Genomic DNA, 24,486 nt, shown 5'->3' with positions numbered 1-24,486 from the left:
CTTTTTTCTATTTTTTTACATCTATCCTCCATTAAGTAAGCTCTGTATAATCTCCTATACTTACAGAAGTAAACGCGCCATTATATTTTGCATGATTACCAATCATTGCATTATCTAATTTTGCATTAGAAATAGTAACATTCGTCTGAATTAAAGAATTTGTTATGGTTGAATTTTCTACCACACTATTTGCGCCAATAGAAACATAAGGGCCAATTTTAGTGTTCTTTAAAACCACATTTTCACCAATAAAACAAGGTTGTATAATTTCTGAATCTTCTAAAACAACGTCTTTAGCAACTAAATTATTTCCTGCTTTGTGCTCAAATTCTAAAACTTGCTTATTAGTATCTACAGTTGGGTCTTTTTTGCCACAATCCATCCAAGTACTTACAGTTCCTGGTATAAACTGAGCACCATCTTGTTTTAAGGTTTCTAAAACATTGGTTAATTGGTACTCGTTATTTTCTCTTAAATCATTATCAATTAAATATTGAATTTCATCTCTTACGCGGTCTCCATCTTTAAAATAATAAATTCCAATAATGGCCAAATCAGAAACAAAATCTTTTGGTTTTTCTACAAAATCTGTAATAATACCATCTTCTAATTTTACAACACCAAATGCACTAGGGTCTGCCACTTGTTTTACCCAAATTGCGCCGTCTGCGTTAGCATCTAATTTAAAGTTGGCCTTAAATAAAGTATCTGCATACGCCACTACACAAGGGCCACTTAAAGATTCTTTTGCACAAAAAAGTGCGTGTGCAGTACCCAAAGCTTCTTCTTGAACATAAACAGAACCTTTTGCACCTAATTCTTTTGCAATTTCTAAAAGGTTTGCTGCTGTATTTGCTGGAAATCCTTTTTTTGCAGGACCAATAATAAAAGCAATTTCGTCAATATCTTCATCTATTACAGAGGCAATATCTTCTACCAAACGTTGTACAATTGGCTTTCCTGCAATTACTGTTAAAGGTTTTGGTACGGTTAAGGTATGTGGTCTTAAACGAGAGCCAATACCCGCCATTGGTACTATTATTTTCATAAATATAAGGTCAATTATTGTTCGTGCAATATAGGATTAATTAAGCGATATTAAAAATTAGAATTTTAGTTAAATACACTAATTCTAAAAGGTTTTTTTCTGTTTATTTACTGATGAAAAACGGATCTTAAAACATGAATAAATTAATGAAATACACAAAGAATCGGTTTGGTTTTTCGTTTCTTTGTAAAAAATATAAAAAGTGAATTATTTATCAGTAGAAAATATATCTAAAGTTTACGGAGAACGCGTTTTGTTCGATAACATTTCTTTTGGAATTAATAAAGACCAAAAGGTTGCATTTGTTGCCAAAAACGGAAGTGGAAAAACCTCTATACTAAACATTATTGCTGGTTTAGATGTGCCAGATTCTGGCCAAGTTGTTAGCCGAAAAGATATTTCTGTAGCTTATTTAGCACAAAAAGATAATTTAGACACTAGCTTAACCATAGAAGAAACTATTTTTGCTACCGATAATGAAATTTTATCTGTTGTAAATAGATATGAAAAAGCACTTAAAAACCTAGACGATACAGATGCTTACCAAGCTGCTTTTGAGCAAATGGAGCAATTTAATGCCTGGGATTTTGAAACCCAATACAAGCAAATATTATCTAAATTAAAGTTAGATGATTTGTCTTTAAATGTAGGTAAACTTTCTGGAGGACAGCGAAAACGTTTGTCTTTAGCCATTGTTTTAATTAATAAACCCGATTTATTAATTTTAGATGAACCCACTAATCACTTAGATTTAGAAATGATTGAGTGGTTAGAAGCCTTTTTTGCCAAAGAAAAAATTACGCTTTTTATGGTTACTCACGATCGTTATTTTTTAGAACGTGTTTGTAATGAAATTTTAGAGTTAGACGACGGTAAAATTTATAAATACAAAGGGAATTATTCATATTACCTTCAAAATAAAGAGGAGAGATTAGCTTTAGAAGCTACCAATTTAAGTAAAGCCAAAAGTTTATTTAAAAAAGAATTGGATTGGATGCGAAAGCAACCCAAAGCCAGGACTACAAAGTCTAAATCTAGAACAGACGATTTCTTTGCAATTAAAGAAAAAGCACATCAACGAAGAAAAGACCATAAAGTACAATTAGAAATTAATATGGAACGTTTGGGTAGCAAGATTTTAGAGCTACACAAACTAAAAAAATCTTTTGGAGATAAACTGATTTTAAATGGTTTTGACTATGTATTTAAAAGAGGAGAAAGAATAGGTATTATTGGCAAAAATGGTACAGGTAAATCTACTTTTTTAAATATGCTAACAGATGCTTTACCTTTAGATGGTGGTAAAGTAATTGTAGGAGAAACTGTTAAGTTTGGTTACTATACACAAGCAGGAATTAATATAAAAGAAGGCCAAAAAGTAATAGAAGTTGTTAAGGAATTTGGCGAATTTATTCCGCTTTCTAAAGGTAGAAAAATATCTGCATCGCAATTGTTAGAACGTTTTTTGTTTGATAAGAAAAAACAATACGATTTTGTAGAAAAACTTTCTGGTGGAGAGCAAAAACGTTTGTATTTATGTGCGGTTTTAATACAGAATCCTAATTTTTTAATTTTAGATGAACCTACTAACGATTTAGATGTGGTTACTTTAAATGTGTTAGAAGAATTCTTATTAGATTTCCCAGGGAATTTAATGGTAGTTTCTCACGACCGTTATTTTATGGACAAGATTGTAGATTCTCTTTTTGTTTTTAGAGGTGAAGGACAGGTGGAAAACTTTCCCGGAAATTATTCTGATTTTAGAGCTTATGAAAACTCTTCTGTTGCCAATAAAAAAGAAAAAGTAGCGGTAGTTAAAGAAGAAAAAAAAGAAACTAAAACAAACTCTAAATCAAGTTTAAGTTTTAACGAGAAAAGAGAATTTGGCGCTTTAGAAGCAGAAATAGAGCGACTTCAAAAAAGAAAAGCAACAATAGAAAAGCAGTTTTTAAATGTAGAGATTGCTCAAGATGATATTGCCAAAAAATCTGAAGAATTACAAACCATAATTACAGATATAGAACAAAAAGAAGAACGTTGGTTTGAGCTGTCCATGAAAATGGAAGTATAGAATTATTAGATTAAAGTAAATAAAAAAAGCCTCATAAATTAAAATTTATCAGGCTTTTTTTTAAACACTTATAATATCCTCAGCATTTAAAATTTCTTGATTATTAAATTTCAATAAGATCTGTGCTACAGCAATTGTATCTTTTTCGCAGTATTTTACAATTCTTTCTATATTTTTTTCTTTGTAATAGACTTTCGCTACTTCACTCCCATCAATATCATCTTTAGGAGAAGGAATTCCTAAAATTTCAGTTAATAGTTTTAAGGAAGTATAATGTTTATAATCTCCAAACTTCCATAATTCTAAGGTATCTAAGTGTGCTACTTCCCAAGGTTTTTTACCAAATAAATTCAACTTATTTGGCAATGCAATTCCGTGTATAATCATTCTTCTGGCAATAAAAGGAAAATCGAATTCTTTGCCATTATGTGCGCATAACATTTGCGAAGGTTTAGAGAAATGTTTCTCTAAAATCTTTTTAAAATCGATTAAAATTTGCATTTCATCATCACCATAAAAAGAAGTAACCCTAAACTGGTTTTCTACAAAATACCCTACAGAAATACATACTATTTTACCAAACTCTGCCCAAATACCAGCTCTTCCATAAAAATCTTCTGCCGTAATTTCTTCTTTACGTTGGTAAGCTGTCTTTTTTGTAAAAAGTTCTTGTAATGTTTCTGAAACATCGTTCCAATTTTCTTCTTGAGGTACTGTTTCTATATCTAAAAATAGAATATTGGTAAGTTTAGTTTTTAAATTCATCTTTTTCTTTTGTCAATCTAAAGATAGTAAAAAAACAAAAAGCTCTCGAAATACGAGAGCTTTTTTTAAAATGGTTAAACTATAATTTTTATTGAATTATTAATTTTTTAGTAGCCGTTTTACCTTCTTCAGTTACTTTTAAAATATAAATTCCATTATTTACTTCAGAAACATCTATAGTAGTTTTTACTTCAGAAAATTTAGTAGCTAAAACTTTTTTACCTAGTAAATTATAAATTACAATCTCTTTAGTATTTGAATTACTAGTAACAATTGTAAGTTCTTTATTGGTAATTGGGTTTGGATAGGTAGAAAACTCCAAAATAGTATTGTTTGTTACATTTAAAACAAACGAATTGGCAGCACCTGGTGTTCCTAAATCCCCTCCAGAAGTTATTTCTACTGTAGCCTCTGCCCAATTTATGCCCAAATTATTATCAATTGCCGAATATTTGTCTGTAGCGAGTTCCATACTTTTACCACTAGGGTTTGGAAATGTAGTTCCTCCATCATAACTAACTTCATCCATCATTTTACTTCCACAACTTAAAACGATTGTTGCAGCATTATTGCCTAAAAATAGTTTATTCTCGTATTTATAATTTACAAAAACGCCACCATTTGTAGTCATATCATTATTTTCACCTAATACAACGTAACCATTTGCAGGTACAATAACAGATTTATCTATTACTGATGTAGCTGGCACGCCTGTTGTAACAGTAGCAATAGACCAGCCTAATAAATCTATGGCAGTATTTGATGTGTTGTAAACCTCAAAATACTCACCATTACTATCGCTAACAGCAGACGGATTTTGCATAATTTCTGTAATAATTAAACTACCAACATTTGGGCAAATTGGCTCTGGTAGGCAAGTAGGTGAAGTAATAGTTCTACTAAAATCACACTTGCTATTTGTTACATCTCCCTTTAGTTCAAAAATAATATCTGTTCCTTCTGGTATGTTTACAATATGTATGGTACCTGTTTCATTTACTGACGGATCATCTCCCTGAATGGTACCAAAATTACTACTTAACGTGTATGTTGAAGTTTTTCCCATTGTAAAAGGAATAGCAATGTTGTAGGTATCTATACCTGTAGTTATAGAATTACAAGAAAAAACATAGTCTCCCAATAGAATATCACAAGGAAAATTTATATTAAAAGTTACTGCGCTAATTACGGGAGTTGCCAAACTATCTCCATTATTATCTACCAACTCCATTGTTAAAGTGTATGTTTTACCTGCTTCAACAACTATAGCTGGTAATATTGTGCTAAAAAAAGAAGTAACCTCTTTTGCACCACCTTGTACTTCTAAAGTCCTTTTAATAAAACCATCCCCCGAATTATTCCCCATGTTATTGCCATTATTTCCAGAGAGTATAAAATTAGTAACTGTAATATTGGTAATCACAGAACTTCTGTTTTCATAAGCCACAGCTAAAGGAGAGTTTATAAACAACCCTGGCTCTGTAGAAATAAATGCTTTATAACTTGCTAAGGGAAAAGGAATATTTGTTGTAGCATTTGTTGTTCCTCCTTCTAATTTATTAGTTCCGCTAAATTTCCAATTATTTAAAACAAAGGTTCCGTCTGGTTTTGTAGTATTTAACCTGTAAGCCCAGCCATCTTGATAATTCCAACTTTCTCCAGTACCATCTTTATTAATGTCACCAAACGTATCTATTACTATTCCATTTTTAAAAAGTTCTACAGCGTCATCTCCATTTAAACCCATAGAACCATCTACATAATTAGGGGCAAAACCAAAAAAGACCTTAAATTGAGATTCCTCTACAGATACATAAATAAATGAACCGGCTGTAACAGCATCTGCAGCAAACGTAAACTCTTCACCATCTGAACCACCACCATTATTTGCACTACCAAGACTGTATATACTTAAATCTGGTATGTTATTTATAACGTATAATTCAACTCCTTTTGGTGTTCCACCTATGTTTGGCCCATCAAAAACGCCGGTAATTAGTAAATCTTGACTAAAAGAAAAAGCGGTAAAAATTAAAGTAAATAAAGTGATTTTAGGGTATCTCACATTCATAATAGAGGGTTTTAAATTCCCCTTAAAGTTACACTTTTTAATAATACAACAAATTATTACTAAGAATAATTTAAAGTAAACTCTTAAAAAGTTAAAATAAAATAAAAAGTTAACTTAAAGTTATGCACGTATCCTTCAAAATTAAATGATTGTTAAGAATGTAAATTTGTTTTATATTTTCGCTATTTTTGAAAAATAAAATTTTCTAAAGGAATTATGAATAAAGGAGATATTAAAATTTTATTGGTAGATGACGAACCAGATATCATAGAAATTGTAGGATACAATCTTAAAAATGAAGGTTATCAGGTTTTTACAGCTAATAATGGAATTGAAGCCATAAAATCTGCTAAAAAACACCATCCTCATTTAATACTTTTAGATATTATGATGCCAGAGATGGATGGTATTGAAGCTTGTGAAAAAATTAGAAAAATTAGCACGCTAGAAAACGTTATTATATCTTTTTTAACTGCAAGAGGAGAAGATTACTCTCAGGTTGCTGGTTTTGAAGCCGGTGCAGATGATTACATTACCAAACCCATAAAGCCTAAAGTTTTAGTAAGTAAAATAAAATCTTTACTACGAAGGCTTAAAACAAAACAAGAAAGTGAAGAAACTTTTAAAATAGGTGATATTGTTATTGACAGGGAAGAATATGTAGTGTACAAGGCAGATGTTAAAATTACATTACCAAGAAAAGAATTTGAATTATTCTCTTTGTTAACCTCTAAGCCCGGTAAAGTATTTAAAAGAGAGGTAATTTTAGATACTGTTTGGGGTAATGAAGTAGTTGTTGGCGGCAGAACCATAGATGTACATATTAGAAAACTAAGAGAAAAAATTGGAGACAATCACTTTAAAACAGTAAAAGGCGTTGGTTATAAATTTGTCTTAGAAGGAGTAGACAAATAATTTAAGTAGTTATGAAACTTAAAAAAACATACTCTTATGCCATTTGGTCTGCCATTTATTTAACCTTACTTTCTGTTGCTATTGCAACAATTTCTTACTTTTTTATAGTAAAACACTTAGGTATTAGTACTGTTATTATCTCTGTTATTATTCTATTTATCATCTCTTTTTTTATTATTCAGTACAGAGCAGAACATTTTATTTACCGCAGATTAAAAAGAATCTATAAAGAAGTTTCTATTTTAAATGTAGATGACTTAAAGCGTGATTCTGCCACTACAGACATAGATCAACTCTCTATGCAAATGCAAAAGTATGTTGAAGGGAAAACACTAGAAATAAAAAGTTTAACAGAAAGAGATTCTTTTAGAAGAGATTTTTTAGGCAACGTTGCTCACGAGTTAAAAACTCCACTTTTTACTGTACAAGGTTACCTTTTAACCTTAATTGAAGGTGCTATTAACGACAAACAAATAAGATTAAAATATTTAGACAGAGCTAATAAAGGTGTAGAACGTTTGGTAGCAGTTACTAAAGATTTAGACATGATTGCTAAATTAGAAACGGATGGAATAAACCTAAATATAGAAACGTTTAATATTTTAGAATTAATACAAAATTCTTTTGATCTTTTTGAAATGAAAGCTAAAAAGAGAAACATTACATTAAAGTTTGATAGAGTTTATAAATCGGGAATTTTTGTATTGGGTGATATTGAAAAAATTGAACAGGTACTTATAAATTTAATTGTAAATTCTATAAAATACGGAAAACCTAATGGCACTACCTCTGTTTCTGTAAGCAACTATGATGATAAGAAGCTTATTGTAAGGGTAACAGATAACGGAGAAGGCATTCAAAGAGAGCATTTACCTAGATTATTTGAGCGTTTTTATAGAGTAGACCAAAGTAGATCTAGAGAACAAGGTGGCTCTGGCTTAGGCTTATCTATTGTAAAACATATATTAGAAGCGCACAATCAAACTATTTTACTAAAAAGTACTTTTGGAGAAGGTTCTGAATTTTCATTTACTTTGAAAAAGGCGAAATAAATTACTATTAAGTGCAGTTTTTTGGGTTTCTAAACCTTTATAATTTTTTACTTGATCTATTTTTTTTACATTAAAACTTGCTAATGCAGCAAAAGGCGCAAAACTATTTTGTTCTAAATAAGCTGCTAAATATTCTTGTTCAGGTTGATTTTTTGTGGGTATAAAAAGTGTCTTTTTGCGTAGTATAGCTAAATCCATAATAGAAGAATAACCAGACCTGCAAATTACTAATTTTGCACTGTTAATAGCATCTTGTAATTGTTGAGTAAGCATATAATTGTAAAATGTACAATTATTATGCGTCCATTTTTTTTGTAAACCTTCTACTTTACCCAAAACAAAAACAATATTTCTAGTATCATTTTTAAAGGTTTCTTTTAATTTATTTTCAAGATAAGTTCTGTTGGGTTCAACTCCTGAAATTATAACCAAAATAGCTATTTTTTTTTGCTTTTCTTCCTTTTCAAATCGGCTTAAAACACCAATAAACTTTTTGTTTTTTATTTTTTTTGAAGTTGATAATTTTCCTGAAAACTGTGAGTTAGCATTGTCTGGCACCCAACACTCATTAAACTTGTTTATAATATTTTGATGTATTTTACTGCTAATAAATGTGGTAAAACCAGACAAAACATTTAATTGGTGTGAAATATAAACAGAAGGTACTTGTTTGCTATGTGCTCCAAATCGATTATCGGAAATTATACCTGCTACGTTTTTATTTTCTGCTATAAATTTTGCTATAATTTGTTTTTCATTACGAATTGCCTTTAAAATAAAAGGCGAATTTAATAGTAAACTTAATTTTAAGTTTTTAGTATAAGAAATATTATATGAGGGTAATTCTATTGTTTCTAAAGTGGGGAATTCTTTTTTTAAATACAGTAATGCATTGCCATCTGATGCTATTATAGGAACAAATTTGTTTTTAATTAAAGCTTTTATAATGGGCACACAACGTGTTGCATGCCCTAAACCCCAATTTAAAGGTGCTATAATTATTTTGTTTTTTAACATTTTTGTTTTGCAGAAACATTGTTATCTCTCTGCGTAAAGTTACAAAATCACGTTTTGATTGATTTACAATTGCAAAAAGTAAGTGAAGTTTAAAACTTAGCTATTACTACTTAAATAAGTGCGTTAAGGATTGAGCGCATGTTTGAGCTCTCCCACTTTTTTAAGTGGGAAGCGAGTAGCGAAAGCCCGTTAAAACGCCCAAATAAAAAAATTATATCAAATCGAAACCAATATCTTTTCTGTAATTTATTTTATCGAATTTTATTTTATCGATGCTTTTGTAACTCTTTTCTAGGGCTTCTTCTATGGTATTACCAAAAGAAGTTACGGCCATTACACGCCCACCATTAGTTACTACTTTATTGTTTTTTATTGTTGTGCCAGCATGAAAAACAGTGGATTCTGTTACAGTATCAAAACCTGTAATTTCTTTGTTTTTTTGATACGCTTCTGGATAACCGCCAGAAACTAGCATTACTGTAGTGGCTGTTTTTGGCGTTACTTTAAAGCTTTTTTCGTTTAAATTTTGGTTGGCAACGCCATCAAACAAATCAAATAAATCTGATTCTATTCTTGGTAGAACTACTTCTGTTTCTGGATCTCCCATTCTAACATTGTATTCTACTACAGATGGGTTTCCATTATCATTCATTAAACCAATAAAGATAAAGCCTCTGTAATCTATACCGTCTTTTTGCAAGCCGTTTATGGTTGGTTTTACTACCAATTCTTCTACTTTATCTAAAAAAGCTTTGTCTGCAAATGGCACTGGAGAAATTGCGCCCATTCCGCCTGTATTTAAGCCTGTATCTCCTTCGCCAATTCTTTTATAATCTTTTGCTGATGGTAAAATTTTATAATTTTTACCGTCTGTTAACACAAAAACAGACAATTCTATTCCTTTTAAAAATTCTTCTATAACTACAGTTGTTGAAGCTTCGCCGAATTTTTTATTGGAAACCATTTCTTCTAATTCTTGTTTTGCTTCTGCTAAATCGTTTAAAATTAAAACGCCTTTACCTGCTGCTAAACCGTCTGCTTTTAAAACAAAAGGTGGCTGTAATGTTTCTAAAAAAGCAAAACCATCTTGTAAATTTTCTTTAGTAAAAGATTGGTATTTGGCAGTTGGCACTCCATGCTTTTGCATAAATTGTTTAGAAAAATCTTTACTTCCTTCTAAAGTTGCCCCGTCTTTTTTAGGGCCAATTACTGGGATGTTTTTTAACGCTGTATCTGCAAGAAAAAAGTCGTGCACGCCAGCTACTAATGGTGCTTCTGGTCCAACAACTACCATTTTAATATTGTTATTTAAAACGGTGTTTTTAACCGCTTCAAAGTCTGTTGGATTAATGTTTATATTGGTGGCAATTTTGTCTGTACCTGCATTTCCTGGTGCTACAAAAACCTGATTTACCTTTGCACTTTCTACTAATTTTATTGTAAACGCGTGTTCTCTACCTCCAGAACCTAAAATAAGAATATTCATTTGTGTTGTGTTGTTGAAGTGCAAATATATTTTAAAAAAACTTGGCTACCTAAAACCCCACTTTAAAAAATACTTTATTGCTGAAGATGTGTGCCTAAAAAATAGTATTAGATTTTTTGAGGAGCCTTGTTTTAAAATATGTACAATTTCTAATTTTGGAAAATAAAGTTTTTTCTTACCAAGATCATCTATTTTTCTACAAATATCAATATCTTCCATGTATAAAAAATAGCGAGCATCAAAACCTTTTAAGGCTACAAAATCTTCCGTTTTATATAACTGAAAACATCCTGTTAAATATTCTGCAAAAAAGGGTTCTTCTAAATTTTTATCACGGTATTCTCCCGTAACTAATGCTTTTTTAAAAAATTGTTTTAAAAAAGGAAATCTTCTTGCCAATAATTCTGTTGGTGTTGGGTATCTTCTGCAAGAGTATTGATGTTTTCCGCTAGGAAAAATAACTTTAGGCGCAATCATTGCCACTGTATTGTCTTTTTCTAGTTGTAATATTAAATTAGGTATTACATCTTTTTGAAAAGAAACATCTGGGTTTAAAATTAGGTGATAATTTGATTTATCTTTTAAATGTTCTAATACTTCATTATGACCCCCGCCAAAACCAATATTTTCTTCTATTGCAATATACTCTATATCTGAATGGTTAAAGAGGTATTGAAAAAAGTTGTTAAACGTATTATCTATTAAATATAACTTTTTCTTTAAAGGAATATTCAGAAAACAATTTATAGTATTATCTAAATCCGAGAGCGTTTCATCAAATACAACTATAGAACCTGTAAGTATTTTATTTTCCATGACCTAATATGCTTTTTCTTCATTTTTAAAAACATTAATTATTGTTTGAGCAATTATCTTTATATCTAAGAAAAAAGACCAGTTCTCTATATAAAATATATCTAATCTAACTCTATTGTCAATATCAGACTTTTTGATAATTTCACCTCGATAACCACTAATTTGTGCTAAACCAGTAATACCGGGCTTTACAGAGTGCCTAATTAAGTAATTTTCTACTTCTTTAGTGTACTTCTTTGTTTGTACATTAATATGTGGTCTAGGGCCTACAACACTCATATCTCCCAAGAAAACATTAAAAAATTGAGGCAATTCGTCTAAACTTGTTTTTCTTAAAAACGCCCCCACTTTGGTAATCCTTTTATCATTTTTAGTTGCAGAAATCAAGTCTGAATTTCCATTTTTTTTCATAGATCTAAACTTGTAACAATAAAACTGTTTTCCGTTTAAACCGTCTCTTTTCTGTTTAAAAAAAAGAGTACCTTCAGAATCAATTCTAATAATAATCCAAATTAGCGGTACTAACCAAGAAAGTAAAAATACACAGACAAAAGATGAAAAAAAGATATCGAAGATTCGTTTTAAAACATGGGTTTCTATACGCTCAAAAGGTAAGGATTTAGGCTTTAAAATCGGTATTGTTCCAAAATATTCTAAAACATAATTTTTACTGTAAATTGCCTTATTTTCTGGTAAAACCCGAAGATCTATGGCGTTTTTTTCTGCGAAATTTCTAATTTTAGAAAAAACTTTTTCACTTAGACTAGTAGCATCGCAATACATCTCATCTATATCGTTACTAAGTAAGTACGTGAAACTACTCTCTATATTTCCTAAATACTTAGAAGATGCAAAGACTTTATCTGAAAAAAAACCAAAGAAACGATACCCTAAATCATTTTTACGATTAAATAAGTGCTCTAACTTTTTTGCTGCTTTAAACTCACCATAAAGAACAACATTTCTATAATTTTTACCATCCTGTCTATACTTTTTTAACAAGTAAAAAATTAAGAATTTAAAGAAACTTACGAAACTAAAAATGGTAGTTATAATTAATAATTGATTACTAATTATTTTTCCCTCTTTAAAAATTGTAAAATAACTTAAATAAGCTAAAGAAAAAACAAAAAACTGAGACAATAACAACGTAACTAATCTAGATACATGTGTATATCTATACACATTATAAAATTTTGTGTAGTAGGAAATTAAAATCCAAAAAAGTAAAATAAAAGAAAGAAAAGAAAAATTTAAATACTCCTTATCTGATATAAAATAGACAACAGCAATAATTAGAAATAAATCTAAAGTTATAACCAATGGTCTTATAAATATGGATCTTTTTTTAATCAAGAATATAATTGTTTTTTTTAGTTAATAACAATGCTAAAGCAATAAAACACACCATACCTCTTTGTCTCCAAAGAAAAGATTCTGTTATGCAAACTACTAATATTAGAATTATAAAGGATAATAAAAAATAATCTTTAGTATTTATTGCTTTTCTTAAAATTATATAAAAAGCACTCAATAAAAGAATAAGGCCTATGAAACCTAATTCTGCAAAAACTTGTAAATATTGATTGTGAAAATTATAGTAATAAAAACCAGGATACAAATTATATTCTTTATATTTTTCCTTTAAGACATCTTGCGAATTATTTAAGCCCAAACCTAACCAAAAAACTTCTTTTTCTTTAACAATTTCGAAAAAAACTTTAACCTGAAAAGCCCTTAACCCAAACCCTGTCCATAAGTAGACATGTCCAAAATCTTTTGTTTCCAAAACTTCAGATAAATTAGTTTCCTGAAATTCTACTTTTATTCTATTGCTTAATTTGTATGAACTTAACGCTATTATTATCAAAAAAAAAGGTAAGTATAAGAGCCACTTTTTAAAATTTATTTTTTTTGTTATCGTAAAAAAAAATCTAAAACCTATAATTGTAAAAACAGTTGCAATGATAATTTTTGACGATAGTAGTAATAAAAAAAGCATTAAAAAGGTAGCTTTAATATAATCCTTTTTTGATTTCACCTCTTTAAAAAGTAAAAAACAAATTGCCAAGCTTGTAAAAACAGATAAATAAATTGCGTTTAATTGACTTAGATTACCACTTAAATCATGATAAAAAAGAAATTTTTTATCTCCAAATCTTAGAACTTTAAGTACACCAAAAGAAATACAATATATGGCATACAAAACCAAAGTATTCGAAAATATTTTTAAAACTAAATTTTTATTTATTTTACTTTTATGGAGTAATGCAAACGTAATTGGTAATATTAAATAAGATAAAAAACGCTCTAAACCAAGTCTAGTATTTTCTATATTATTTGTCCAGATTAAAGAAAATACAAATAATATATACAGCGCAACAAAAAAATAACCTAACCTAGAAAAATGAAAACCTTGTTTGGTTTTAATATTTAAGTAAAATGCATATACAAAGAAGAACGCTACAGCAATACTATTTATAACATACACTCCTAAAGGAAGTGTTACTAAAATTAAAATAAATAATACATCTAAAATTGAAAGTAATTTAATGCGTTGCAAGACAGTCATAAAAATACGAGAGGTAGTTGCCATTTATTTTATTAATATCAAATTCGTTTCTAATTTTGTCTTTATTATTTTCTATTTTAATAGATTCTGATTGTTTATTTTTATTATTTAAGTAAAAACTAACATCTTCTGCACAATAAAAATAATAAGCATCTTCTTTTAAAACTGCTTTATTGAATATATTATTGTGTGCTATAATTAAATTACTAGACCCCATAGCCTCTAATAGAGAAGGGTTTGTTCCGCCCACTGAATGACCATGAAAATAGAGGTTAGAAAAATAACGCAAAGAGTTTAAAGCATTTGCATCATAAATGCTTCCTAGAAAGATAATTTGATTGGTATTATTGTACTTTTGTTTTAATCTTTTACCAAAGCTATTATTCTTGTAGTTACCGACCACTAAAAAAGGGGTGGTAGTCTTACTCAACACAACTCCATCTAAAATAGTTTCTACATTATTTTCTGGCTCTATTCTAGCAATTAACATATTGTAGTTTAACTTTTTTACGTTAAACCTCTCTAAAATTGCTTCGTCTGCATTATTTACAATATTACTACCGTAAGCTATATATTTAGAATTTTTCTTGTATTTTTTATCAATATATTTTTTAATTCCCTCTGAATCTGAAACTAAAAAATCGCTATACTTAACGCCTAATTTTTCAGCATATTTTAAAAATCTTCTTACAAAAAACGTGTATTTACTCCTCTTCCATTCTAAACCATCCATATTTGTAATTATAATTGGCTTTTTAGGAAAAAGTAAAGACCAAATAGAACTACTTGTATAACCTAATTGTAAAATAATATCTAAATCTCTTTTTTTTGTATCTAAAATGCAATTTAAATCGTAAATAAATTGCCCAACAGTACCCATTTTATCTTCCGGATCTGAGCAATGTACAATTTGAACACCTTTGTAAGTTTTCTCTTGATACGGATGATTTGAAGAATTATAAACAAAAACCTCGCAGTTGTTTTCTACCAAAAATACAGCTAGATATTCTGCAAATTGCTCAAAACCACCATAATGGTTTGGAATTCCTCTAGTGCCAATTATTCCTATTTTTATTTTTTGTTTCAATTACTATTCTTTTTGACTGCTTTGATAAAGTAGAACCCCTAAAATAAAAGCGTAAGGTTCTGTATTATTATAAATACCGGTAACAATTAATGTTGTAAAAACGTAATGAATTGCCAACCCACCAATTAAATTATTTGCTACCGTATTTTTACTATTTTTATTTTTTTTATAAGAGAATAAAGATAGTGAGAATAATAGCAATAGATAAAAAACTAGGCCAAAAACTCCAGATTTAAATAATATATTTACATAACCATTATGTAAAATAGGTATATATCTTATATTTTTTTCTCCTAATGGAGCTGCAAACTCTAAATCTACTAAAGAACCTAAACCTTTACCAATTAAATATTCATCATAAGTTGACATTTGACTCAAAGCCATATTAGCTTCATATGCTCGCCATCTGTCCCATAAGTTTTTATGATTTTTTTTATCTATACTTTTTGCCGGAGAAAAAACCTCTGCTGGAGCATTTTTCATTTTATATAAAAAAGATTCAAAACCAGATTGCCCTCTTTTTATATCTGCATTAAAAAGATACGCATAAAATAAAGCAAAAAAAGTAAGCACTAGTGCACCGTATTTAAGCCCTTTAGAAGTAATCTTTAAGTATCCAAAAGCTGCTAAAAGTAGCAAAAATAGAGTAACTAGCATTGTTCTAGAAAAGTAAAAACAAAATGAAGTGAGTAAAACAACTATAATTATTTTTTTATAAAAAGGATTTTTAATAATATTTATTTCCTTAATTTTAAATGAAATAAGTAATACTGCAATAGCTAAAATTTCAATCTCATTAGAAAGCCCGCCAATACGTCTTATATCACTAACTGTTGCCGAAGAAAAATCAACAAAAAAAATAATCTTAAATAAATGTATCACTGCAAATAAAAGAGATACAGCAACAATAATTTTAAGAATTCTTTTAAAATTATTAATTTTTTTCGCTAATAAAAACCCCGCAAGAATCGCTAATATTGGCTTAGACAAATAAGCAAAATCCTTAAGCCAATCGTAAAAAGTAAAGAAATTAAAAGTAGAAGCTATTAAAGCGATGATTAAAATTACCGATAAATAAACTATAATTTCTACTATTTTTTGAGAAACTTTAGCATAACACAGAATGCTTAGAATTGCAAATAATAAATAATGTAGTTGAAATATAGGTACAGCAATTACAATTATTAAAAATGCCGTAAACAACGTAGTATGAAAATTTATTTTTAACAAATTAGCTTTTTTATTTATTTTCCTCTAAAATACGCAGAAAGGTTCTGGAAACTTCTACCCAAGTATAATGCTTTCTTATTTCGGTTTGTACTTGCTCTAGGTGTTTTTGGTTTGTATCAATTAAAACTTCAGAGATTTTTTCTACTAAAAGTGCAGTATTATTTACATTGATAAGATATGGTTTAAAAAAACTAAAATCTTGCATTGCGGTACTATTAGAGCAAATCACAGGTATTTTTAGTGCTGCCGCTTCTAAAGGAGGTATACCAAAACCTTCTGCAAAAGTAGGATAAACAAATAATTTTGCAGCTTTATAAAATTCAATCAAATCTTGATCTGAAATTTTATCGAAAAAAAACACATTCTTTTTTAACTTGCTAGGTAAGGCTTTGTACTCTTTATCTAAAATTTTATTAGCTATTGTTTTAAATCCAATAAAAACAAGTTTTACATCTTGTTGTTCTAATTGTGGCAAAACTTTAAGTAATAATTGTTGATTTTTTCTAGGCTCTATTCTACTAACATACAATATATAGTTATTAACCTTGTACTTTTTGTAAATATAATCAATCGCTGTTTTCTTGTTATATATCTCTAAAAAAGCATTATTAACTCCATTTGGTGTTATAAATACTTTCTCTTCTTTAACTTTATAAAGCTTACATATTCTTTCTTTAGAATATGATGATACTGTTAATAAAATATCAGCTGTTTTGGCACTATATTTAAATAAAAAATTTCTTTTTATCTGGTAAAAATTCGAAAAATATTCTTTAAAGTCATTAAATAAAATATCATGTATTGTTACAATATACTTGCATTTTTTAGTTCTAGAAAAAGGCAATACATATTGAAAATGAGCATAATCAAAATTATATTTTGCAATAATTTTAGGAATTTCAAAAAGCATTCTAAAAACTCTTTTGGTATTTTTAAAATATAAAAACTTAATATTTAAGAAGTCTTTAAATTCGTTTTCTAAAACATTATCTTTAAAACAAGCAATATAGATGAGAAAATCAGGGTTTTGTTTTGCAAATTCCTTGTATAGCTCTTTTATATATGTTTTTGTTCCTTGATGTTCTTTATTTAATAAATAACCATCAACAAATATTTTCATAACAATACTTTATATTTTTTTTATAATCTTAGCTGGGACACCTGCAACTAAAACGTTATTAGGGAAAATATCTTTAACCAAAGCTCCTGCTGCTACAACAGAGTTATCTCCTATTGAAGAACCATCTAAAAAAGTGCATTTTGCACCAACCCAAATATTATTTCCTAATGTAATACCTTTAGAGGTAACACCTTGATCTTTAATTAATTTATCTTTAGCTAAGAAATTATGGTTTTGAGAATGAAATGAAACATATTCTCCCATGATAACATTGTTCCCAATTTCTATACCACCTGCTGCTCCAAAAAAAGCGAATTTACCTACACCTGAATTATTACCTAAAACAAAACCTTTCCCGTATTTAGAAAAGTGACCACTGCAGCTTACCTCTGAATAAGCACCTATTTTAGAGTTAGTACCTATTTCTAATTTTTCTTCACAAAAACCATCTATTATCACATTATTTTCTATGGTAACATGTTTTTCTAGAAAAATATTTTTTTTATTCTTAAGATTTACGCTTTTTCCCAAAAAAACGGCTTTCCTGTAAAATAACACCCCTCTAAAAATCATAAAAAACCTTTTTAAAAGTACGCTTAAAATAAAGCTATTTGGTATGTTATCATCTATAACATACGTTTTGCCAAAACGTTTTAGTAATTTTTGAAACAGTAACTTCATATAGAAATGCTCTTTTTGAATTTTAATACCAATAAGGCCAAAGGTTTAAAAATGGTAAAATGCTTTTTAACATACAATAAATAACCGTCTATTAATAATTTTTTTCTTGAGGGGTTAAAACCCCCAAAATGAAGGTAAGATTGATTGGATTGATACACCACTTTCTTATCTAATTTTTTAATTTTTTTACAAAAATCAACATCTTCTACATACATAAAATAATCTTCATCTAAACCGTTAACTTTAAGATATAAGCTTCTGCTTAATAATAAAAAAGATCCTTGAACCCAATCTACTTCTAACAATTTATTTGAGAAGTTACCGTCGGAAAATCCATTTTTATTTAAAAACAATTTAGAAAAAAATAAAAGATTTAAAATTGTTGGAAATCTACCAGCAGATTTTGCATAGTTTGAATTTTTATCTAACATTTTAATACTCAGCACTCCAAAGTCTTTATTTTCTTCTAAAATATTTATGGAATTTGTTATATCGCTCAATAAAACAGTATCATTATTTAGAAGTAAGACAAATTTACCTTTAGACTTTGCTACTCCTAAATTATTTCCTTTGGCAAAACCAAGATTTTCTTTGCTTTTTATTAACTTAATTTCTGAATTAAGTTCTTTTAATACATTAAAGCTATTATCTGATGAGGCATTATCAACAATAATAATTTCATAACTAATATTCTTACAACATTTATTAATTGATGTGATACAATCTTTTAAAAATTGTTCCCCATTATAATTTACTATTATGATTGATAATAATACAGTATCCATTTTTTTTATAAAACTATAAATGTATTAAACTTTATAAATCTAGTATTAAAGCTTATAAAGTATTTTTGGTATTTTTTTAAGCTAAATAAAGTTAATTAATATTTCTTCCCATTTTTTTGACAAGTTACTCTTGTAAAATTGTTTTGCCTTATTTTTTGCTAGCTCTTCTTTACCTAAAAATAAATTACTTTCTAAAATAGCCATAGTTTCTTCAATAATATGATCTTCATTAATTAAAAAACCATCTATACCATCATTAATAATAGATTTTGGCCCTACATGGCCTGTGGCAACTGTAATAACTCCGCAATATAAAGCTTCTATAATTACCATACCAAATAATTCTTCCCAAGTACTTGTCTTATTTTTTTTTGAAAAAAGTAGTTGTAAATCACAATTGGCGTAAATATTAAACAACTGTTCTTTAGAGGAAACATAACCCAAGTATTGTATGTTTTTTTGACTTTTTGCGGCCTGCTCTACTAATTTTCTGAGTGGACCATTGCCAATAATTTTTAATGAATACTTGTCTTGATCTAGTTTATTCATTAAATATATTAATTCTCGTATACCTTTACTTTCTAAAAGTCTACCAGCATATACTAAATTAATTTTATTATTATCTATAATAGACTTCTCTATTTTTTTAAATTTAACTTGATTATTTACAGCGTGAGATACTACAACTATTGGGCAACTTATTTTAAAATTTTGTTGCATATTTTGCTTTGCAAAACTTGTAACGCAAAAAATACCTTTTACCTTTTTTTCTAAAAAATATTGCCAGGTTTTTTTTATATAACTTAAATGACTAAACTTTTTCTTTGGAAAAAAATTACCAGACCAATCTCCCCAAGAGGTAAAATAGAATAAATTATGTCTTTGGAAAAATAATAAAATAAAGGGCAAATAAAAATCTAAAGGAGCAATACCAATAATAATTTTTCTTTTAGATGAAAAAAGAGCAGTTAAAAAAAATAAAAAATTTTTTATCTGTTGTACAAAAAGTTTAAAGTCTAATTTTAAAATACTTTTTGTAATATATCTTAAAATTAAAAATTCCCGATACTTTATAGTTATATTATTTTTACAAGCATAATGCTCTAATGCAATAAAATGTTCTTTTGTACTTCTCTCATGAAGTACATAAATAGTTTTACCCATTATTTTGCTTTCTTTATTTTTAACAAATAACCAATCACTATTAAAAGTACTATGAGCTCTGCAAAAATCAAAGCTATGGCAGACCCTGCAGCTCCATAGGTTTTTGATAATAAAAAGCAAAGTGATAAATTTATTAAACCACCAATTATTGTAGCTTTATTAAACCATTTTTCTTTATTTAAATTAACTAAACCAATAATACCCAAAAGATAATTTATAGTTCCTAAAATTATTACAGGAAGTAAAATATAAAATACAATATAAAATTCGTTGTTTTCTATACCCAAAAACTCCTTTATATAATTTTTAAAAAGAAGTAATCCAATTGTTATTATAAACAAAGGAACAATGTAGTAAGTTGCTATTTTAAATAGTTTAATTACTGCTTTGTTTGGCTTTAATTTAGAAAATTTAAGACTTATATTTGGGTAAATTGCTTGAGACATTGGCGCAATTAAAGATTGTACTGCTTTAATTATTTTTTCTACTGCAGAATAAATACCAACCTCTACATTAGTAGATAAAAATCCTAATAAAACTACGTTAAAATTTTTGTAAAGGTTAAGAGATAAAGTCGAAAAAAACATATGTCTATTGCTAGAAAGTAACTGCAGTGTATCAGCGGTTTTTGGTAAACTAAACTTTAAATCAAATTTACTGTAAGCAATGTAAATAGATAGCAAGCCTGCAATAGAAAAACCAATGGCTTGCGATGCAATAGCTAAGTTTATATCTTCTGGCGTTTTTACGAATAATAAAATTAAAATTACTGCAATAAGTCTTATCATTAAATTTATAATTGTTATAAACTTCATTTTCTCCATTCCTTGAAAAAACCATACTGGTACAATTGTTTGACCAATTAATACGCCAAATGATAAGAAAAACAATTCACTATTTTTAGAGAGTGCATCTACAAATAAAATTGCTAAAGCATAAACAATTAAAATTGCAATTAAAATTACAATTTTTATAATTTGTATTGAATGAAAAATAGCACTAACCTTTGCTTTATTATCTCTGTGTATTGAAATTAATTTAACTCCTGTAAAACCAAATCCGTAGTCAGTTAAAATTACTAAATACATGCTTATTGCAAAGGCAAAAGAGTACAAACCATAATTACCAACACCTAAAATATTAATTAAGTAAGGCATTAGTAATAAAGCTAAAGCAGTATTACCAAGTTGTAAAATTAATAGGGCACTAAAATTTTTGAATACAACAGTCTTAGTTAAATTAACTATTTTATTTACCATTTGCTGTTGTAGGCTTTAGGGTTTAAATTAATTTAGATTTCGTTAAATCTGTAAGCAATTTATCCTCATCAGACAACAAAACCTCATCATGGGCTAATTTCCAATCAATATTTAAAGTTTTATCATTGTAAACCACTCCAAATTCAGACTCTTTATTGTAAAAATTATCTACTTTATAGGAAAATATGGTATTATCTTCTAATGTAGAAAAACCATGCAAAAAACCTCTTGGTACAAACAATTGTTTATTATTGTCACCAGACAATTCAATAGAAAAATGCTGCCCAAATGTTGGCGAATCTTCTCTAAAATCTACAGCTACATCTAAAACCCTGCCTTGTATAACTCTTACTAATTTGGCTTGTGCAAAATCTCCTTTTTGTAAGTGCAAACCTCTTAAAACTCCTCTTTGAGAAATAGACTGATTGTCTTGTACAAAACTTACTTCTAAACCTGTTTTTTGCTGAAAGGTTTTTTTATTAAAAGTTTCTATAAAACTACCTCTGTTATCTCCAAAAACATTTGGCTCTAAAACAAAACAATCCTTTAAAAAAGTCTCTATTACCTTCATTTCTATTATCTGATGCGTTATTTACTTTTTATAATTACTTAAAAATGTATTTATTTTTATAAGAACTAACACAACAAACATTAAAAGTGCGCCTAAAGACCCATATTGAATAGCTTTGTTTTTTGTAATACCACTAATTTTATATCCTATGGGTTGAAAATTAGAAATTACATTGATTATCTCATACTCATCAGATTTCTCCTCAACCACTTTTTTTAATTCTTTATTTAATTCTTTATTGGTTTCAAACAAATCTAACTCCTTTGTTGTTCTTTTTACTCCTCCCAAATCTATACTTGTTCCTGTAGTTTGCTTTTTAGATTCTTCAACCATTACTTGCATATACACCATTCTTAGCGAGTCTACTTGTTTTAAATTTTGTCTTAGTAAAGAATCTGTTCTATTTAAATTTTCATTTATTAATTCTTTCTTTCTATTAAAATATTTATTTTTCACAATAGAATTTAAAATAACCTCATCTAATTTTGTAAAAACATCATTTTTTTCTGCGGTAACATTTATATTATGAACTTTATAATCTAAATCTGTAAAAGCCATTTTAAATTCTTTAAATGTGTAACTTTTAACAGTAGTTGTATCTACGGAAGTTATAAAATCATCATATCCCTTAATAATATCATTTTTATTAATTATGGGTTCTATAGTAAAACTTTTAAGAGAGGCTGCAGTGGCTTTATCTAATTTAAATTTTTTTTGTAATCCTAATGTATCTTTCTGTTTTACAAGATCATTGTAATAATTAATGTTATTATATAACTGCCTAGAACTTTTAAAGTTTGGCTGAACTAAAAGATCTGAACCATATTTAGTTGGAGATTTTACTTGAAAAAATAAACCAATGGCAGCTCCAATTGCAGTTGCTATTCCTATTTTTATAATATTTTCTTTGATAAAAATTAAAATGGAAATAACTGCGTGAAAAATGCTTTTAAAAACATTTCCAATAAAATTAAAAAGCTTAGAAAACCCCTTACCTATTATTACAAATAAAGAACCTAAGTCTACTTCTTCGTTATTATTTTGTGTATTATTATTTGTTGACATTTTATTTTTTTACTAGGTGTTAATTATTAAAAATTTGCTCCAATATTTTTTGTGTAATGGCATAAGTTGGTGTAACTCCTGTCATTCCTAATCCGCCAGAAGCAAGTGTAGCACCAGTTTCTAATGGGTTATCTGATGCGTAATATGCATAACGCACCTTAACATCTTCTGCAATATTTCCTCTAATTTTAGAGGCAGATTGTATGGCTTTTTGGTAGTGTGCGCCTTCCATTTCTAAACCAATTACATTCCAAGTAGATTCATAAAAAAACTTTAATAAATCTTTATTTTGTAGAGATGTACCTAAAACTGAAATCATAGAACCATCAAAAACTGCTAAACCAAAACCTTCTAAATCTTCTTTTGAAAGTTCATTTTTAAAAGGATAATTATCTGCTGTACCTTCAAAGATATGTGCAGTCGGTATCATTATATCGCCTTTACCACCTTCTAAAATACCAGCTTTACCCATTATAGATATTGATTTTATATCTAAATGTGTTTGGGTTTTTCTTTGGCAGATGTAAGGTTTCAAAAGCTCGTCCATGGTTTCATAAGCCTGCTCACCAAAAGCATAATCCATTACTACTATAACAGGGTTTTCTTTTAAACTTTCTCTTTTAGAGAACGTTAAAACGTCAAAATTTATTTTGGCGGTATCTATAATTTGTACATTAATATTGGTACCAGAAGTATCTTTAATATAAATTAAACCATTTTTAGCTGCAAAATCCTTTACTTTATTTTGTAATGCTTTACTATTGGCATTACTTAAAAGCTCGTAAATTTCAAAATCTTTTAAAGTTTCCACTTCTTTTACCAATGCTTTTTTAGCATATAAAGAATTTAAAACACTGTGCATATTTGCACTAATAATGTGCATGGGTCTTTTAATTAGTTGCTTATCTTCTAGTACTTTTTTTATGTTATTTGCCCATATTTCTCCATAAATATGATGCCCTATTTCTTCTACCAAAACAGAACTAAATGTTACCGTTCTTTTATTATTTTCTAAGATCTCATTACTGGCTAATTTACCTAACCAATAAATTAAATCGAAAAATCTATCTGGATTTTGGGCTACAAAAAAACTTTTATGAATAGCAAAAACCTCTTCAAATGTTCTACCCAAAATATTGCCTAAGTGTGCAATTGTAATTTCTCTTTGTTCTGCTGTTATTTCTTTTTTATGAATAACAATAGCTTCCAAATGTTTCCATTCTCTTGTAAAGTCCTCACCATCATTTAAAGCAATTCTTTCATAAATCTTATGCGATTCAATAAATAAAAAAGTAAGGTGCGTTAAAATGTCATAAATTTCAGATCTTCCTCTAGTAATTTCTATATTTATTTGATCCTTATCTATTCTATAACAATTTCTTCGCCTTTTTGGCGGAATTATAGCTTTAAAATGCGAGTTTTTATAACCTTCATCTGCTGTTAAATTTATAAACTGACATTCTTCTATTCCTTCTGGTAGCCTTTCTATTACGTAGGTTAAACCATTAAGTTCTATCTTATCTTCTGCAATAGACCCATAAATTTCTGGTCTTAGTAATAATAAAGATTTTCTTAAAGCATCACCAGAAACACCCATTGGCTTATAAAAACCTCTACTAAATAAATGACGCATAGAGATGTATAATTTTTCTATGGCATTTGTAGATTCTTGTGCTCTTGTTCTATTTATTTTTTTCAATTAAATGTAGCT

The 24,486-nt window shown here is 28.2% G+C and carries 21 protein-coding genes; 3 read left to right on the top strand and 18 right to left on the bottom strand.

Annotation, left to right across the window (positions count from 1 at the left end; translation table 11 throughout):
- Positions 1-31 precede the first annotated feature (31 nt).
- Positions 32-1,048, bottom strand: coding sequence for a sugar phosphate nucleotidyltransferase (locus tag Q0684_RS03545; RefSeq protein WP_299012664.1), 1,017 nt, complete (start codon positions 1,046-1,048; stop codon positions 32-34).
- A 202-nt stretch (positions 1,049-1,250) separates the two neighbouring features.
- Between Q0684_RS03545 and Q0684_RS03540 the strand changes: the two genes are divergently transcribed.
- On the top strand, positions 1,251-3,119 hold the full coding sequence (locus tag Q0684_RS03540) for an ABC-F family ATP-binding cassette domain-containing protein (protein WP_299012663.1): 1,869 nt from the start codon (positions 1,251-1,253) through the stop codon (positions 3,117-3,119).
- A 60-nt stretch (positions 3,120-3,179) separates the two neighbouring features.
- On the opposite strand, the gene Q0684_RS03535 is transcribed toward Q0684_RS03540, so the two are convergent.
- Both Q0684_RS03535 and Q0684_RS03530 read right to left on the bottom strand, forming a co-directional pair.
- Positions 3,180-3,884 carry a 3'-5' exonuclease gene (locus Q0684_RS03535; protein WP_299012662.1) on the bottom strand — a complete coding sequence of 235 codons (705 nt, stop codon included), beginning with the start codon at positions 3,882-3,884 and terminating at the stop codon, positions 3,180-3,182.
- Between the two features lie 88 nt (positions 3,885-3,972).
- Complete coding sequence (locus tag Q0684_RS03530; protein WP_299012661.1) at positions 3,973-5,955, bottom strand: T9SS type A sorting domain-containing protein; 1,983 nt, start codon at positions 5,953-5,955, stop codon at positions 3,973-3,975.
- A gap of 216 nt (positions 5,956-6,171) precedes the next feature.
- Here Q0684_RS03530 and Q0684_RS03525 point away from each other — a divergent pair, with 216 nt between their 5' ends.
- Both Q0684_RS03525 and Q0684_RS03520 read left to right on the top strand, forming a co-directional pair.
- A complete protein-coding gene (locus tag Q0684_RS03525) occupies positions 6,172-6,870 on the top strand; it encodes a response regulator transcription factor (protein WP_299012660.1) in 699 nt (232 codons plus the stop codon).
- 11 nt (positions 6,871-6,881) lie between these two features.
- Positions 6,882-7,922, top strand: coding sequence for an ATP-binding protein (locus tag Q0684_RS03520; RefSeq protein ID WP_299012659.1), 1,041 nt, complete (start codon positions 6,882-6,884; stop codon positions 7,920-7,922).
- Here the strand turns inward: Q0684_RS03520 and Q0684_RS03515 are convergent.
- From Q0684_RS03515 to Q0684_RS03445, 15 genes are all read right to left on the bottom strand, one after another.
- Positions 7,896-8,939, bottom strand: coding sequence for a glycosyltransferase family protein (locus Q0684_RS03515; protein ID WP_299012658.1), 1,044 nt, complete (start codon positions 8,937-8,939; stop codon positions 7,896-7,898). The two genes, Q0684_RS03520 and Q0684_RS03515, sit on opposite strands and share 27 nt — an antisense overlap.
- Before the next feature lie 211 nt (positions 8,940-9,150).
- Entirely contained in the window at positions 9,151-10,425 is a 1,275-nt protein-coding gene (gene purD, locus Q0684_RS03510) for a phosphoribosylamine--glycine ligase (RefSeq protein WP_299012657.1), read from the bottom strand.
- A gap of 45 nt (positions 10,426-10,470) precedes the next feature.
- Positions 10,471-11,241: a glycosyltransferase family 2 protein gene (locus Q0684_RS03505; RefSeq protein ID WP_299012656.1), complete on the bottom strand. Its 771-nt coding sequence runs from the start codon at positions 11,239-11,241 to the stop codon at positions 10,471-10,473.
- A gap of 3 nt (positions 11,242-11,244) precedes the next feature.
- Positions 11,245-12,564, bottom strand: coding sequence for an exopolysaccharide biosynthesis polyprenyl glycosylphosphotransferase (locus Q0684_RS03500; protein WP_299013336.1), 1,320 nt, complete (start codon positions 12,562-12,564; stop codon positions 11,245-11,247).
- 25 nt (positions 12,565-12,589) lie between these two features.
- Positions 12,590-13,837 carry an O-antigen ligase family protein gene (locus Q0684_RS03495; RefSeq protein ID WP_299012655.1) on the bottom strand — a complete coding sequence of 416 codons (1,248 nt, stop codon included), beginning with the start codon at positions 13,835-13,837 and terminating at the stop codon, positions 12,590-12,592.
- Complete coding sequence (locus Q0684_RS03490) at positions 13,791-14,900, bottom strand: DUF1972 domain-containing protein (protein ID WP_299012654.1); 1,110 nt, start codon at positions 14,898-14,900, stop codon at positions 13,791-13,793. The genes Q0684_RS03495 and Q0684_RS03490 overlap by 47 nt, the downstream gene beginning before the upstream one ends.
- Positions 14,901-14,903: 3 nt before the next feature.
- Complete coding sequence (locus Q0684_RS03485; RefSeq protein ID WP_299012653.1) at positions 14,904-16,130, bottom strand: O-antigen ligase family protein; 1,227 nt, start codon at positions 16,128-16,130, stop codon at positions 14,904-14,906.
- A 10-nt stretch (positions 16,131-16,140) separates the two neighbouring features.
- Positions 16,141-17,250 carry a glycosyltransferase family 1 protein gene (locus tag Q0684_RS03480; RefSeq protein WP_299012652.1) on the bottom strand — a complete coding sequence of 370 codons (1,110 nt, stop codon included), beginning with the start codon at positions 17,248-17,250 and terminating at the stop codon, positions 16,141-16,143.
- A 9-nt stretch (positions 17,251-17,259) separates the two neighbouring features.
- Positions 17,260-17,931: an acyltransferase gene (locus tag Q0684_RS03475; RefSeq protein WP_299012651.1), complete on the bottom strand. Its 672-nt coding sequence runs from the start codon at positions 17,929-17,931 to the stop codon at positions 17,260-17,262.
- On the bottom strand, positions 17,928-18,716 hold the full coding sequence (locus Q0684_RS03470) for a glycosyltransferase family 2 protein (RefSeq protein WP_299012650.1): 789 nt from the start codon (positions 18,714-18,716) through the stop codon (positions 17,928-17,930). The genes Q0684_RS03475 and Q0684_RS03470 overlap by 4 nt, the downstream gene beginning before the upstream one ends.
- A gap of 81 nt (positions 18,717-18,797) precedes the next feature.
- Complete coding sequence (locus tag Q0684_RS03465) at positions 18,798-19,880, bottom strand: glycosyltransferase (RefSeq protein WP_299012649.1); 1,083 nt, start codon at positions 19,878-19,880, stop codon at positions 18,798-18,800.
- Positions 19,880-21,139 carry an oligosaccharide flippase family protein gene (locus Q0684_RS03460; protein WP_299012648.1) on the bottom strand — a complete coding sequence of 420 codons (1,260 nt, stop codon included), beginning with the start codon at positions 21,137-21,139 and terminating at the stop codon, positions 19,880-19,882. Before Q0684_RS03460 ends, Q0684_RS03465 begins: the two co-directional genes overlap by 1 nt.
- Positions 21,140-21,161: 22 nt before the next feature.
- Positions 21,162-21,710 carry a dTDP-4-dehydrorhamnose 3,5-epimerase gene (gene rfbC, locus Q0684_RS03455; RefSeq protein WP_299012647.1) on the bottom strand — a complete coding sequence of 183 codons (549 nt, stop codon included), beginning with the start codon at positions 21,708-21,710 and terminating at the stop codon, positions 21,162-21,164.
- Between the two features lie 21 nt (positions 21,711-21,731).
- Positions 21,732-22,775, bottom strand: coding sequence for a hypothetical protein (locus tag Q0684_RS03450; protein WP_299012646.1), 1,044 nt, complete (start codon positions 22,773-22,775; stop codon positions 21,732-21,734).
- Between the two features lie 19 nt (positions 22,776-22,794).
- Complete coding sequence (locus Q0684_RS03445; protein ID WP_299012645.1) at positions 22,795-24,474, bottom strand: hypothetical protein; 1,680 nt, start codon at positions 24,472-24,474, stop codon at positions 22,795-22,797.
- Between the last annotated feature and the right edge of the window lie 12 nt (positions 24,475-24,486).

The sequence above is a fragment of the uncultured Polaribacter sp. genome (genome assembly GCF_947503875.1).
Lineage (GTDB): Bacteria > Bacteroidota > Bacteroidia > Flavobacteriales > Flavobacteriaceae > Polaribacter.
The sequence above is the reverse complement of the archived record's forward strand: the minus strand, read 5'-3'. Positions and strand labels throughout refer to the sequence as shown.